Below are 13,385 nucleotides of genomic sequence, written 5' to 3' on the forward strand. Positions count from 1 at the left end.
CGTCACGACTCCTTCGAGGGGCGAGGAGTGGTGGTGGACGGCGGCAGGTCGCCGTTGAAGCGGGTGTCCACGAAGTCGCCGAAGTCGACCTTGCGGGGGATGAGCTTCAGGTCGGTGAACGTGTCCGCGATCTCCTGCTCGGAGGCGATGAGCGGCTTGTCGATGGCCACCGGAACCCTGGTCGCGTTGGTCCGCTTCACCGAGGCCAGCGCCACCTCGTAGGGCAGCCCGGTGTCCTTCGCCCAGACCTTGGCCCACTCCTCGGGGTGCTCGTAGACCCAGTCCTGCGCCCGCCGCAGCCGGTCCAGGTAGTCGCGGATCGCCGCGGCCTTCTTCTTGTCCTTGAGCGCTCCGGGCGCCGCCACCTGGAAGGTGAGCCCGTTGACCACGTCGTCGCCGTCCGTCAGGACCCTGCCCTGCTTGGCCTGCAGCACCTGGGAGGTGTACGGATCCCAGACCGCCCACGCGTCGACCTTGCCGGAGGTGAACGCGGCCAGCGCGTCGGCGGGCTGGAGGTACTTCACCTTGACGTCGCCCAGCGTCAGCCCGGCCGCCTTGAGCGACGCGACCAACTGGTAGTGCGCGGACGAACCCTGCGCCACCGCGACCGACTTGCCCTTCAGCTCCTCGGCCTTCTTCAGCTTCGAGTCCTCGGGAACGAGGATCGCGTCGCCCTTGGACCTGCCCCGGTAGGCCGCGACGGCTGTGATCTTGGAGTCGGCGCCGGCCGCGAAGACCGGCGGGGTGTTGCCGACGCCGCCGATGTCGACGGCCTTGGCGTTGACCGCCTCCAGGAGGGGCGGGCCGGATGTGAACGTCGACCACTTGATCTTGTAGTCGAGGTTCTTGAGTTCTCCGGCGGCCCGCAGTACCGCTTCCGAACCGCCCTTCTGGTCACCGACGTTGAGGATGAGCGATCCCTTCCCGTCGGTTCCGTCGCCCGTCGAGGTGCTGGCCGACGAGTTCCCGCCGCAGGCCGAGGCCAGCAGGGCCAGGGGGAGGAGCAGGGCGGCGGGGACGAGGTGTCGTCGCATGAGGATTCCGTTCGGTGGGTGTTCAGAGGGGGGGGAGGGGGCGGCGTAACTGAGCTGTCTGTAGGGGAGGTTCAGGCGGCTTCGGCGGCGGTGTCGACGCCCAGCCGTTCCAGCAGCCCGGCGCGCAGCTCGGCGAACCGCGGGTCGGTGATGTCCCGCGGACGGTCCAGCTCGACCTCGGTCTCGTGCGCGATCACGCCGTCGTCCATCACGAGGACGCGGTCGGCCAGCAGTACCGCCTCCTCCACGTCGTGCGTGACCAGGAGGACGGCGCAGCCCCGCCGTTGCCACAGCTCGCCGACGAGCCGCTGGGCCTTGATCCGGGTCAGCGCGTCCAGCGCGCCGAACGGCTCGTCGAGCAGCAGCAGATCAGGTTCGCGCACCAACGCGCGGGCCAGCGAGGCGCGTTGGGCCTCTCCGCCGGAGAGGGTCTTGGGCCAGGCGTCGGCGCGGTCGGCGAGGCCCACCTCGGTCAACGCCTGCTCGGCGACGGCGCGTTCGGGCTTTCCGGGCAGCCCGAGCAGGACGTTGCGCCACACCTTCTTCCACGGCATCAGCCGGGGTGCCTGGAAGGCGACGGCCTTGCGGCGCGGCACGAGGACGGTGCCCTCGATGTCGCGGTCGAGCCCGGCGAGGATGCGCAGGAGGGTGGACTTGCCGCAGCCGCTGCGACCGAGGAGGGCCACGAACTCGCCCGGCCTCACGTCGAGTCGGAGGTTGTCGATGACGGCGCGGCCGTCGAAGGAGCGGGTCAGGCCGTCGACGCGTACCACCGAGGAGGGGGCGGGTGCGGCGGGAACGGTCGTGACCTTCTCGGTGGTCACCGGCCGGTGAACGTCGGTCGCCATTGCAGCAGCAGCCTTTCGAGGGAGCGGACGATGAAGTCGGCGAGCAGGCCGAGGAAGGCGTAGACGATCAGGCAGACCACGATCACGTCCGTACGCAGGAAGTCGCGCGCCTGGACCATCAGGAAGCCGATGCCGGCGTCCGCGTTGATCTGCTCGGCGAAGACGAGCGCCAGCCAGGCGATGCCCAGCGAGTAGCGCAGACCGGTCATGGCACCGGGGAGGGCGCCCGGCAGAACGACATGCCGTACGAGTCCCCAGCGGGACAGGCCCAGTGACTCGCCGGCCTCGATCAGCTGGGAGTCGACGCCGCGGATACCCGCGTACACGTTGAGGTAGAGAGGGAAGGACACGCCCAGCGTGATGATCGCGACCTTCGGGGCCTCGCCGATGCCGAACCAGATGATGAACAGCGGGATCAGGCCGACGAACGGCACGGTCCGCAGCATCTGGACGCTCGCGTCGACGAGGTCCTCGCCGATCCTGAACAGGCCCGAGACCAGGGCGAGTCCGGTACCGACGACGGTGCCGAGCAGGAGCCCCACCGCGACGCGCTGGAGCGAGACACCCATCGCGTTCGTCAGTGACCCGTCGGAGACCAGATCGCCGGCCACCCGCGCGATGGTGCCGGGCGAGGCCAGCACATCGGCCGTCAACACGCCCGTACTGCTGAGGACTTGCCACAGGACGAGCAGCAGTACGGGGCCGGAGGTGCGGCGCAGCCAACGGGGGACGCGGGTGCGGCGGGTCGAGGCGGGGACGATGGGTTCGAGCTCGGGAAGGGCGTGGTCGGCGGACGTGGTGTCGCCGGGCCTTGGGCCACTGGACTTGGGGTCAGCGAACTCTGATATTCCCGAAATATCGGGTCCATGAGAGTCCGGCGGGGCATGGCTGATGCTCATGAGGGCTCCACGGCAGGAGAGCGACGGAGGGCACGCGCAGGGGAGATGCGGGGTGCAGGGGGTGTGCGAGGGGCGGGGCGCGCGTCAGCGTCCCGGCGTCCGGCTCAGATCAGACGTGCGGACGCAGAGGTGTGCTGAGGCGCAGGAGAGGTGAAGCGGGTGAAAAGGCGTCAGTGTCCGCGGCGACACGCGGCGGAGGCCACCCGCAGCAGGTCGATGTGACCGCGCGTGGTGAGCATGACTGAACGCAACATGCGGCTGAAAGTAGCCAGCTGGGCCGCGTACGGTCAATGGCGTCTCGCGGAGTGGACCTCGGGTATCACGGGTCGGGCGAGTGGGGTGCCCTGGTGGGCCGGGGAGCGGCCGGTACTGCTGGACGGGGGAGTTGCCGGGACTGATGAGGAGCGGCCGGGCCCGCGGAACCCAAGCCGTATTGGGCGTGGGATCCGACAGCGGGTGCGGAATCCGGGGGATCGGCGAGGATTGGCCCATGTCCGATGCCTTCACCAGCCGTGTACTGAACATCGCCTCCGGATCCAGGGAGAGGGTCGTCGACCTCACCCGTGAATGCGAGGCCTTCCTCCGCGAGGTCGCGGGCGATCGTGACGGCCTGCTCAACGTCTTCGTGCCCCACGCGACAGCCGGAGTAGCCCTGATCGAAACGGGTTCCGGCAGCGACGACGACCTGCTCGCCGCCCTCCACACTCTCCTCCCCTCGGACGACCGCTGGCAGCACCGCCACGGCAGCCCCGGCCACGGCCGCGACCACGTCCTCCCGGCGATCGTGCCCCCGCACGCCACGCTGCCGGTACTGGGAGGCCGCCTGGAACTGGGGACGTGGCAGTCGGTGTGCCTGGTCGACACCAACATCTCCAATACCGACCGTCACGTGCGGTTGAGCTTCCTGGGATGAGCGAGATCGTCCTCACCGCTGCCGAGGCGGCCGGTGGCCGCCTCGGCAGCGGGTCGGGCCGATGAGTTTGCCGGTTGTCCGAAGTCTCCCTTGTGACACTCCCGCCCCGTCGGCGGATCGGGAAACGCCGGATCCCGGTGTCATGGAGGAGAGACGGAGGCCAGGATGAAGAGTCCGATTCGGCTGTACATGTCGATGTCGCTCGACGGCTATGTCGCCGGCCCGGACGATCGGCCCGGGCAGGAGCTCGGGCGCGACGGTGGGCGGCTCTTCAACTGGCTCGACGACCGGGAGTCCGACGGTCCGAGCGGCCAGGTCTACCGCGAGGCGCTGGCGACCGGCGCGGTGATCTCCGGCCGACGGACCTTCGAACTCGCCGGGCGCTGGCAGGGCGACCACCACGACGGCGTGCCGATCCTCGTCCTCACCCACCAGGTGGACGACGGGGACGTGCCACCCGGCCACGCGCGTTTCGTCACCGATGTCGAGGACTGCGCCCGTCAGGCTCGCGCAGCCGCAGGGGACCGGCCGGTCATGGTCCATGGGGCGGGGGCTGCGCAAGCGCTTCTCCGGGCCGGGCAGGTCGACGAGATGGAGATCCACCTGATTCCGGTCCTCCTCGGGGAGGGCCGACGGCTGTTCGACCACTTGGGTAGTGATCACATCGAACTCGACCTGGTCCGACGGCTCGAGGATCGAGACGTCACGCACCTCCGCTACCGGGTGCGTCGGTCCGGGGAGGCCGCGTGAAGACGCTCTTCGTCTCCTACCGCGTCACCGACCTGGACCGCTCGCTCGGTTTCTACACCGCCCTGGGCTACGTCGAACTGGGCAGGGTCGAGGGCGGCGACGGGGCTCACCTCGTGATCCTCAAGTTCCCCGACGAGCCGGCGGCCTCGCTCGAACTGGTCCACCGCCCCGGCGACGGACCGGTCGACGTGGGCAGCGGGTTCGACCACCTCGCGATCCAGGTGGAAACGCTAGCCACCACCCTGGAGACGCTGACCGAAGCCGGCCTTGGGCCCGAACCCCTCCAGTACCCGGGTGGCCCTCACGGCCCGAGGACGTCGTGGCTCACGGACCCGGACGGCTACCGGATCGAGCTGGTCGAGTGGCCGTCCGGACATCCCGACGGCATCACCGCAGCGGACTTCGCCTGAGGCGGCCACGGTCTGTGGAGTGACCCGCCGGTTGGCCAAGAGCTCCAGACGAATGATCTCCGAGGTGGTCGGATCACTCCAGGACCGGTGATCCGGAGGCGCGGGCTTCCCGCAGCTGAAGCCGTGGGAAGCCCCGAACGGGGACAAGCAGTGGGACAAGCTCAGATGCAGACCACGATCTTCCCTCGGGTGTGTCCGCGCTCGGCGTATGCGTGCGCTTCCGCGATCCGTTCGAGCGGGTAGGCCCGCTCGACGCGCGGTGTGTAGCGGCCTTGCCGGCCGAGTTCGCCCGCTTCGGCGAGGAGCGTGGAGTCGTTCTCCGCGTTGGCTATGTGCACACCCAGGCGATGCGCGTTGGTGTGGTCGGCGATCGTCGACACGCGAGCAGGGTCGCCCACGATCGCGACGACATCGGCCAGGGATCCGGAGGCCGCGGTGTCGAGCGCGATGTCGACACCGTCCGGAGCCAGGGTGGCGAGGCGCTCCGCGAGGCCGGTGCCGTAGGTGGTGGGGACGGCTCCGAGAGAGGTGAGGAACTCGTGGTTGCGCTCACTGGCCGTCCCGATCACGGTGGCGCCCTGAGCCACCGCGATCTCGACCGCGGCGCTGCCCACGCCGCCGGCGGCGCCCTCGACGAGAAGGGTGCGCCCCCGCAGGGGACCGAGCGCCTTCAGTCCGCCCATCGCGGTCACGGATGCCAGACCGGCGCCGGCGGCCTCCTCGTCGGTCCACGTGGTGGGCGCGTGGGCCCAGGCCGAGAGCACGGCCAGCTCCGCTGTCGCGCCGGTGACGCCACCCAGCCCGAAGACACGGTCGCCGATGCTCACCCCCTGCACGCCCTCGCCGGTCTCGTCGACCACGCCGACGGCTTCACGCCCAGGAATCGCGGGCAGGTCCACGGGGAGCACCTCGTGCACCGCACCGGAACGCACCTTCCAGTCGACGGGATTGACGCCGGCCGCCGCGACGCGGACGCGGATCTCGCCGGGCCCGGGATGCGGGTCCGGCACCTGCTCGACCACCAGGGTCTCCACACTGCCGTACTCGTGATAGCGGACTGCGCGCATGACGTTCTGCCTTTCCACGCGGCCTGAACCGGCCGTTCGCGAAACCAGTGGGGTGAATGCTCGGCGAGCGCCGACGCCCACTACGCTAAAACCTGACGTTGATGTCAGGTGCAAATCGAACCTGCCGGACGAGGCGAAGACCCGTACGTATTGGTCAGGTCGCCGAGAAGGCGGGAGTGAGCGTCCGCGCGCTGCGCCACTACGAGCTGTTGCGCGGTATGCGCACCCTGCCGCTGCGGGTGCCGCGGCACAACGCCAACGGCTTGGCGCTCGCCGAGGCGCTGAACGAGCATCCGGTGGTGGCGAAGGTGCACTATCCCGGTCTGGCGACCCACCCCCAACACAACCTGGCCGTCGACCAGATGAGCGGTTTCGGCGGGGTGCTCGGTATCGAGTTCGCCGGTGGGTTCGAGATGGCAGACGCCTTCCTCGGCCGGCTGCGCCATCCCCGCCGGTCGGCCGGCCTCGGCGGTGTGGAATCGCTGGCCGTGCATCCGGCGTCGATGTGGCGCGGAATGCTCAGCGAGGAACAGCTCGCGGAGTCCGTTCCGCCCGGCCTGGTCCGGCTGGCCGCGAGCACGGAGGACACGGCCGACCTGGTCGCCGACGCGCTCGAAGCGGCGGATGCGGGGCTCGCCGGAAACGCTGCGCAGACCTGATCTTCAACCACCCGAAAGCGCCCGTGCGCGACCGTGAGCGCCCGTGAGCGCCCGTGCGTGACTGTGAAGGAGTGCATCCGATGACGAAGAAGACCCTGCTCACCGGCGGCACCGTGGTCAGCATGGACCCGGCCGTCGGCGATCTCGACCGCGGTGACGTCCTGATCGAGGACGGTGTGATCGTCGAGGTGGCCGAGCGCGTCGACGCGCCCGACGCCGAGGTGATCGACGCGACCGACCGGATCGTCATGCCCGGTTTCGTCGACAACCACCGCCACTCCTGGCAGACAGCCTTCCGAGGCGTCGGCGCGGACTGGACGTTCCCCGAGTGGGCGCTGGCCATGCACCGCACGGTCAAACCCCACTACCAACCCGAGGACGTCTACGCGGGCACCCTCCTCGGCCGCCTGGAGGCCCTGCACTCCGGCGTGACCACGATGCTGGACTGGTACGTCGCGCAGAGCCACGAGCACGAGGACGCCGCCGTCGCCGCGCTGCGGGACGCGCCGGGACGGTCGATCTTCTGCCTCGGCGCCGGCTGGAGCACCGCCGACCTCCTCGGCGCCGACATCCGCCGCGTCCGGTCCGACCTGGCCGGCGACGGCCTGGTCACCATGGCACTGGGGCTGCGCGGGACCCGAGGCCACCGGTATGGACACCGTCGCCCGCGAACTGAAGCTGGCGGCCGAACTCGGCCTGCACACCAGCCTGCACATCGAAGCGAGCGGTACGGTCACCGACCTGCGCGAGCACGGTCTCCTGCGGGACACCACCACGTTCGTGCACGCCAACGGGATCAGCGACGAAGAGCTGCGGATGCTCGCCGACGCGGGCAGCTCGCTGTCGATCAGCCCGGACGTCGAGCTGAAGATGGGGTTCGGATCGCCGGTCACCGGCCGGGCGTTGGCCGCCGGCCTGCGCCCGACGCTGTCCATCGACGACGTCCCGTCGGTCGGCGGGGACATGTTCTCCACTATGCGTACCGCCTTCGCCGTGCAACGCGGCCCGGACGGCGGCCTGCGCTCCCGGGACCTGCTGGAGTTCGCCACCATTGATGCCGCCCAGTCGTGCGGGCTCGACGCCCGAACGGGCAGCCTCACGCCCGGCAAGGACGCCGACATCATCCTTCTGCGCGCCGACGACCTGACCGTGTTCCCGGTCACCGACCCGGTCGCCACCGTCGTCAGCGCCGGCCATCCCGGCCTGGTGGACACCGTCCCAGTCGCCGGCCGCGTCGTGAAACGCGACGGCGTGCTGGTGGGCGTGGACTTGCCGGCGCTGAGGACCCGACTGCTCGAATCACGCAACCGGATCGCGGCGGCCGCCGGCATTCCGCTCGACGGCACGTGGCGCCCGCAGCCGGAATCGAAGTAACCGCGCTCAACGGCTGCACACCGCACGTAGCGTGCATCACCGTTCCCGCAGCCGCAGCCGCAGCCGCAGCCGCAGCCGCAGCCGCAGCCGCAGCCGCAGCCGCAGCCGCAGCCGCAGCCGCAGCCGTCAAGCGTCATGCTGCAAGAGCGGTTGAGATACGGCTTCTCGTTCGCGTCAGGCGTTCAGCGCCGCCAGCACCACGGACCTGGCCTCCTCCTGGACCTGGCGCAGGTGGTCCGGGCCGAGGAAGGACTCTCCGTAGATCTTGTAGACGTCCTCGGTGCCCGAAGGGCGGGCCGCGAACCAGGCGTTGGCGGTGGCGACCTTGATGCCGCCCAGGGCCGCACCGTTGCCGGGAGCCTCGGTGAGCACCGTGGTGACCGGCTCGCCGGCGAGGGTGTCGGCGGTGACCTGGCGCGGGGACAGCTTGGCGAGCAGGGCCTTCTCCTCGCGGGAGGCAGGTGCGTCGACGCGCGCGTAGGCGGGGGCGCCGAAGCGGTCGGTGAGCCGGGCATAGTGCTGCGACGGGGTCTTGCCCGTGACCGCCGTGATCTCGGAGGCGAGCAGGGCCAGGATGATGCCGTCCTTGTCGGTGGTCCACACCGAGCCGTCGCGCCGCAGGAAGGACGCGCCCGCCGACTCCTCGCCGCCGAAGCCGAGCGTGCCGTCGGACAGGCCGTCCACGAACCACTTGAAGCCGACGGGAACTTCGACCAGCGGACGGCCGACGTCCGCCGCGACCCGGTCGATCATGCTCGACGACACCAGGGTCTTGCCGATCCCGGCGCCCGCGGGCCACTGCTCCCGGTGCGAGAACAGGTAGGAGATCGCCACGGCCAGATAGTGGTTGGGGTTCATCAGACCGTCCGGCGTGACGATGCCGTGCCGGTCGGCGTCGGCGTCGTTGCCGGTGGCGATGTCGAACCGGTCGCGCTGCTCGATGAGCGAGGCCATGGCGTACGGCGAGGAGCAGTCCATGCGGATCTTGCCGTCCCAGTCCAGCGTCATGAAGCGCCAGGTGGGGTCGGTGAGCGGGTTCACGACAGTGAGGTCGAGCCGGTGCTCGTCGGCGATCCGGCCCCAGTAGGCCACGGAAGCCCCGCCCAGCGGATCGGCGCCGATGCGCACTCCGGCGGACCGGATCGCCTCCAGGTCCAGCACGTTCGGCAGGTCGGCCACATAGGTGCCGAGGAAGTCGTGGCGGCCGGTCCCGGGTGCGGCCAGGGCGCGGGTGTAGGGGATGCGCCGTACGTCCTTCAGGCCGCCGGTGATGATCTCGTTGGCGCGGTCCTGGATCCAGGAGGTCGCCTCGGATCCTGCGGGGCCGCCGTTCGGCGGGTTGTACTTGAAGCCGCCGTCGGCGGGCGGGTTGTGCGAGGGAGTGACCACCACGCCGTCGGCGAGGCCGGAGGAGCGGTTGCGGTTGTGGGTGAGGATGGCGTGCGAGACGGCCGGGGTGGGCGTGTAGCCGTCGGTCTGGTCGATGAGGACGGTGACGTCGTTGGCCGCGAAGACCTCGAGCGCCGTGATTCTCGCGGGCTCCGACAGGGCGTGGGTGTCGGCGCCGAGGAAGAGGGGGCCGTCGGTGCCCTGGGCGGCGCGGTACTCGCAGATGGCCTGGCTGGTGGCCGCGATGTGGTCCTCGTTGAACGCCGCCACGAGGGACGAGCCGCGGTGTCCCGAGGTGCCGAACGCCACCCGCTGCCCGGGCTCGGCCGGGTCGGGATGCAGCGCGTAGTACGCCGTGACCAGGCGGGCCACATCGATGAGGTCCTCGGGCCCGGCGACCTGCCCCGCTCGCGCATTCTGCATGTGCCCGCTCCTCCGCAAGGGTCGACCGTTGGGTACGGCCCTCATTCTCCCCTGCCCGGCCCACCATGACGCGCACCGGGCGCCACGGTGGCACGCGTTCGGCGGGCACGACGACGTAGGTCCCCGCGACAAGCTGGGCACGGCTGGTCCATCGCGTACTGAGGGACGATCTGATGGAGGATGGAGCACATCACCCGCGAAAACGCCCACGAGCAGAGCGCCCACGAGCAGTTGGGCACGACGAATGCCTCGTCGAGCATCTCACCCGTGATTCCCGCACGCCGGCGCCCCGGGCGGTGCCTCGTTCTCGTCGCCGCGCCGCTTGCGCCTTGCCGCAGTCGTCGGACTGGGCGTGGTGGCGGCCGACCGCCCCGCGGTCACGGTGCGCGACGACCAGTACGTCTACACCAAGTCGCAGGGGTCGTCAGACGAGTTGGGCCGGCCCGCGATGCCCCCGAAGGACGCCAAGGGGCTCGTCACGCCCGTCCCGGTGGCGTACGAGGGAACCGTCCGGCGAGAGCAGTGGGATTCGGTGGACGGCGAGCGGGACGGTGCGGAAGTCCGGCGGGCTGTCCTCGACGGGCGAACCCGACCTTGCCCACAAGGACGTGATGACCATGAGCGGCGCCGGATACCTGGGCTTCCGGCAGCTTCAGGCGCTGCCCACCGATCCCGGCGCGCTGCTGAAGAAGCTCTCCGGCGACGCCAGGAATGTGGCAGCGAGCCGCCGCACGGAGGTCGTCGTCGAGAGCCTCCGAGCCGGCATCGACGACGCCACCCTGCTGCCCGACCTCGGCGCCGCGATCTACCGCGCCATGGCCGAGCTCCCTGGCGTACGCGTCGTGGACCACATCAAGGATGCCGCGGGACGGGCGGGCGTCGGTCTTACATTCGAGGGTGCCCCAAAGGGCTACGGCCGGGTCTTCGACTCGTCCAGCCTCGTCTGCCTCGGAACAACCGATGCGGCGCTCATGGAGGTTGGCGTCGCGGACAGAACGGGTGAGGTGCCGGCCGGCTCATCCTGAGAAGGCCAGCCGCCAGAGGGCGTCCGCCGCGGCGGACGCCCTCTGGCGTGCTGTTTCCGCTTCACCGGCTCCACTGTTGTCCCGGGTCCCCCGTGACCCGGTCGTGGCGCACGGATCAGTACTGCTCGGTCTCCACGAAGCCCGCGTCCGCGTCGTCGTCCGCGCCGAAGGCGTCGGCGGCGGCGGTGGGGTCGAATCCGGGAGGGCTGTCCTTGAGGCCCAGGCCCATGCCGGCCAGCTTCGCCTTGACCTCGTCGATCGACTTCGCACCGAAGTTGCGGATGTCGAGCAGGTCCGCCTCGGACCGGGCCACGAGCTCACCCACGGAGTGGACGCCCTCGCGCTTGAGGCAGTTGTAGGAGCGGACGGTGAGGTCGAGCTCCTCGATCGGCAGCACCAGGTCGGCGGCGAGCGCGGCGTCCGTCGGGGACGGGCCCATGTCGATGCCCTCGGCGTCGATGTTGAGCTCGCGGGCCAGACCGAACAGCTCGACCAGGGTCTTGCCGGCCGACGCCATGGCGTCACGCGGAAGCATGGCCTGCTTGGTCTCGACGTCGACGATCAGCTTGTCGAAGTCGGTGCGCTGCTCGACACGGGTCGCCTCGACCTTGTAGGTGACCTTGAGGACCGGCGAGTAGATCGAGTCGATCGGGATGCGCCCGATCTCCTGGCCGACCTGCTTGTTCTGCACGGCGGAGACGTAACCGCGACCGCGCTCGACGGTCAGCTCCATCTCCAGCTTGCCCTTGCCGTTGAGCGTGGCGAGGACGAGGTCGGGGTTGTGGACCTCGACACCGGCCGGGGGCGCGATGTCGGCGGCGGTGACCAGACCCGGACCCTGCTTGCGCAGGTACATCACGACCGGCTCGTCGTGCTCCGAGGAGACGACCAGCTGCTTGATGTTGAGGATCAGGTCGGTGACGTCCTCCTTGACGCCCGGCACGGTGGTGAACTCGTGCAGGACACCGTCGATGCGGAGGCTGGTGACAGCAGCGCCGGGGATCGACGAGAGGAGCGTGCGGCGGAGCGAGTTGCCGAGGGTGTAGCCGAAGCCCGGCTCCAGCGGCTCGATCACGAACCTGGAGCGGAACTCGTCGACGACCTCTTCGGTCAGGGACGGACGCTGAGCAATGAGCACGAGGTGTTGCCTCCAGTAGTTTGGCGCCCGCTATGTGACGCCGTAGACACCTCGAAGGGTACGGGCGATCCGGGCGTTACGGTCTCACCGGAGGCCGAACCGCCGTCTCCGACCCGGCGAGGAGGCTTCCGGACTTCCCTCCGCCGCCAAGAAGGACTCGGCTCCGGTCAGCTCGTACGACCAGCTCGTACGGCAGCCGGTTCCGGCAGGAAGCGCAGCTCCTTGGGGGAGCGGACTCGAACCTACGGTGAACCGGGACAATGTTAGTCGTCGGGTTCGCCCGTCGTTTCCCGGGTGGCCCCGGTGCGGGCCCGTTTCAGGCCGGTTTGCGCCAGACCGAGATGTGCTTCGCGGAGTTCTCGGTGAAGGGCTCGCCGGACCAGTCCGCGACACGCCGTTCCAGTTCGAGCCCCGCGAGCCGGGCCATCAGGTCGAGCTCCGCCGGCCATGCGTAGCGGTGCCGTGAACTGTCGCGGCGGTAGCGGTCGTCGTCGCCGTCGCGGGTGAAGTGGTGCGAGACAAGCATCTGCTCGACGAGGTCGAAGGTGTCGAAGCCGAGATGCCGCTCGGACACGTCGAACGGCACCGCCACCTGCCCGGGCGGCAGGAACCGCAGCGGCGGCACGCCCAACTCGATGACGAATCGGCCGCCGGGTGTCAGGTGGCGCGCGGCGTTGCGGAAGCACTCGACCTGCTCGTCCTGCGTGAGCAGATTCGTGATGGTGTTGTAGACGAGGTAGACCAGCGTGAAATCGCCGGGCACGACGGTCGTGGCCATGTCCCCGATGGTGACCGGGAGCGTGTCCTCGTCGATCTTGCGTCGCAGGACCGCCGCCATGTGTTCGGACAGCTCGATGCCCGCCACCGGCACGCCGTGTTCCCGGAGCGGGAGGCCCACCCGACCCGTTCCGATCGCGAATTCCAGCGCCCGGCCGTCTCCCGCGAGGTCGGCGAGGAATGCGAGGGCCGGTCCCAGAAAGGCAGCCGAGGACCTCTCGCTCTCCTCGGCGTCGTAGCGGTCGGCGGTCGCTCGGGTCCACAGCTCACTGCTCGTCACGACCGGTCACTCTGCCGGGCCCGGCGAGGCGGTGTCGACGCATTTTCCGTCCGGCGCGGAATCGGGTCGGATCTGATTCGGTTCGGTTCGAGTGATTGACCGTGTTCCGTCAGATGGTGATGCTGGAGCAGAGGACTGAACGCGAAGCACTCTTATGAACGCCGTGTCCAGTCTGTCCAGGTACACCAGTAATGATCTGTTCGATCCTGAACCCCCACGCAGGAAGGCAGGAACAGACATGCAGGAGATCCGGGAGCCCCAGGAGATCAGCAGGACCCAGGAGACGCCGGACCGGTCCGGAGCCACCTTCACCGGTGGGACGGGCTGGCAGTCACCCGAGTACGAGGTCGTCGACACCGCGCTCGAAGTGACGGCGTACGCACTGGTCACGCGGTAACC

General features: G+C 69.8%; 16 protein-coding genes and 1 pseudogene. 8 read left to right on the forward strand and 9 right to left on the reverse strand.

Annotated features, from left to right (window positions below):
* Nucleotides 1–2: 2 nt before the first annotated feature.
* From QF035_RS46385 to QF035_RS55980, 4 genes are all read right to left on the reverse strand, one after another.
* A complete protein-coding gene (locus QF035_RS46385; protein WP_307528050.1) occupies nt 3–1,034 on the reverse strand; it encodes an ABC transporter substrate-binding protein in 1,032 nt (343 codons plus the stop codon).
* A gap of 71 nt (nt 1,035–1,105) precedes the next feature.
* The gene (locus tag QF035_RS46390; RefSeq protein WP_307528052.1) at nt 1,106–1,882 is read right to left on the reverse strand and encodes an ABC transporter ATP-binding protein; all 777 of its coding nucleotides are present in this window, start codon (nt 1,880–1,882) and stop codon (nt 1,106–1,108) included.
* Nucleotides 1,855–2,781 (reverse strand): ABC transporter permease, encoded by a 927-nt coding sequence (locus QF035_RS46395; protein WP_307528054.1) that lies wholly within the window; start codon nt 2,779–2,781, stop codon nt 1,855–1,857. Before QF035_RS46395 ends, QF035_RS46390 begins: the two co-directional genes overlap by 28 nt.
* Before the next feature lie 170 nt (nt 2,782–2,951).
* Nucleotides 2,952–3,035 carry a putative leader peptide gene (locus tag QF035_RS55980; protein ID WP_353963658.1) on the reverse strand — a complete coding sequence of 28 codons (84 nt, stop codon included), beginning with the start codon at nt 3,033–3,035 and terminating at the stop codon, nt 2,952–2,954.
* A gap of 236 nt (nt 3,036–3,271) precedes the next feature.
* Here QF035_RS55980 and QF035_RS46400 point away from each other — a divergent pair, with 236 nt between their 5' ends.
* The 3 genes from QF035_RS46400 (at nt 3,272) to QF035_RS46410 (ending at nt 4,854) form a co-directional block, all read left to right on the forward strand.
* On the forward strand, nt 3,272–3,694 hold the full coding sequence (locus QF035_RS46400; protein WP_307528056.1) for a secondary thiamine-phosphate synthase enzyme YjbQ: 423 nt from the start codon (nt 3,272–3,274) through the stop codon (nt 3,692–3,694).
* Nucleotides 3,695–3,859: 165 nt separating this feature from the next.
* On the forward strand, nt 3,860–4,444 hold the full coding sequence (locus tag QF035_RS46405; protein ID WP_307528058.1) for a dihydrofolate reductase family protein: 585 nt from the start codon (nt 3,860–3,862) through the stop codon (nt 4,442–4,444).
* Complete coding sequence (locus QF035_RS46410) at nt 4,441–4,854, forward strand: VOC family protein (protein WP_307528060.1); 414 nt, start codon at nt 4,441–4,443, stop codon at nt 4,852–4,854. Before QF035_RS46405 ends, QF035_RS46410 begins: the two co-directional genes overlap by 4 nt.
* A 161-nt stretch (nt 4,855–5,015) precedes the next feature.
* Here the strand turns inward: QF035_RS46410 and QF035_RS46415 are convergent, their stop codons facing one another.
* On the reverse strand, nt 5,016–5,921 hold the full coding sequence (locus QF035_RS46415) for an NADP-dependent oxidoreductase (protein ID WP_307528062.1): 906 nt from the start codon (nt 5,919–5,921) through the stop codon (nt 5,016–5,018).
* Between the two features lie 101 nt (nt 5,922–6,022).
* Between QF035_RS46415 and QF035_RS46420 the strand changes: the two genes are divergently transcribed.
* The 3 genes and pseudogenes from QF035_RS46420 to QF035_RS46430 all read left to right on the forward strand — a co-directional run bounded on the left by QF035_RS46420 (nt 6,023) and on the right by QF035_RS46430 (nt 7,954).
* The gene (locus QF035_RS46420; protein WP_307528064.1) at nt 6,023–6,580 is read left to right on the forward strand and encodes a PLP-dependent transferase; all 558 of its coding nucleotides are present in this window, start codon (nt 6,023–6,025) and stop codon (nt 6,578–6,580) included.
* Between the two features lie 248 nt (nt 6,581–6,828).
* Nucleotides 6,829–7,059 (forward strand): annotated as a pseudogene (locus QF035_RS46425) (amidohydrolase family protein); the annotation flags it as partial.
* 172 nt (nt 7,060–7,231) lie between these two features.
* On the forward strand, nt 7,232–7,954 hold the full coding sequence (locus QF035_RS46430; protein WP_307528066.1) for an amidohydrolase family protein: 723 nt from the start codon (nt 7,232–7,234) through the stop codon (nt 7,952–7,954).
* Between the two features lie 174 nt (nt 7,955–8,128).
* Here QF035_RS46430 and pgm read toward each other — a convergent pair whose 3' ends face one another.
* Both pgm and QF035_RS46440 read right to left on the reverse strand, forming a co-directional pair.
* Entirely contained in the window at nt 8,129–9,766 is a 1,638-nt protein-coding gene (gene pgm, locus QF035_RS46435; protein WP_307528067.1) for a phosphoglucomutase (alpha-D-glucose-1,6-bisphosphate-dependent), read from the reverse strand.
* A gap of 424 nt (nt 9,767–10,190) precedes the next feature.
* Entirely contained in the window at nt 10,191–10,385 is a 195-nt protein-coding gene (locus QF035_RS46440) for a hypothetical protein (protein ID WP_307528068.1), read from the reverse strand.
* Here QF035_RS46440 and QF035_RS46445 point away from each other — a divergent pair.
* The gene (locus QF035_RS46445; protein WP_307528070.1) at nt 10,384–10,791 is read left to right on the forward strand and encodes a hypothetical protein; all 408 of its coding nucleotides are present in this window, start codon (nt 10,384–10,386) and stop codon (nt 10,789–10,791) included. The genes QF035_RS46440 and QF035_RS46445 overlap by 2 nt on opposite strands.
* Before the next feature lie 115 nt (nt 10,792–10,906).
* Here the strand turns inward: QF035_RS46445 and QF035_RS46450 are convergent, their stop codons facing one another.
* Nucleotides 10,907–11,929 carry a DNA-directed RNA polymerase subunit alpha gene (locus QF035_RS46450; RefSeq protein WP_055614988.1) on the reverse strand — a complete coding sequence of 341 codons (1,023 nt, stop codon included), beginning with the start codon at nt 11,927–11,929 and terminating at the stop codon, nt 10,907–10,909.
* Between the two features lie 316 nt (nt 11,930–12,245).
* Nucleotides 12,246–12,986: a class I SAM-dependent DNA methyltransferase gene (locus QF035_RS46455; RefSeq protein ID WP_307528074.1), complete on the reverse strand. Its 741-nt coding sequence runs from the start codon at nt 12,984–12,986 to the stop codon at nt 12,246–12,248.
* Nucleotides 12,987–13,251: 265 nt separating this feature from the next.
* On the opposite strand from QF035_RS46455, the gene pqqA reads away from it, so the two are divergent.
* The gene (gene pqqA / locus QF035_RS46460) at nt 13,252–13,383 is read left to right on the forward strand and encodes a pyrroloquinoline quinone precursor peptide PqqA (protein WP_307531887.1); all 132 of its coding nucleotides are present in this window, start codon (nt 13,252–13,254) and stop codon (nt 13,381–13,383) included.
* Nucleotides 13,384–13,385 lie beyond the last annotated feature (2 nt).

Source organism: Streptomyces umbrinus, assembly GCF_030817415.1.
Lineage (GTDB): Bacteria > Actinomycetota > Actinomycetes > Streptomycetales > Streptomycetaceae > Streptomyces > Streptomyces umbrinus_A.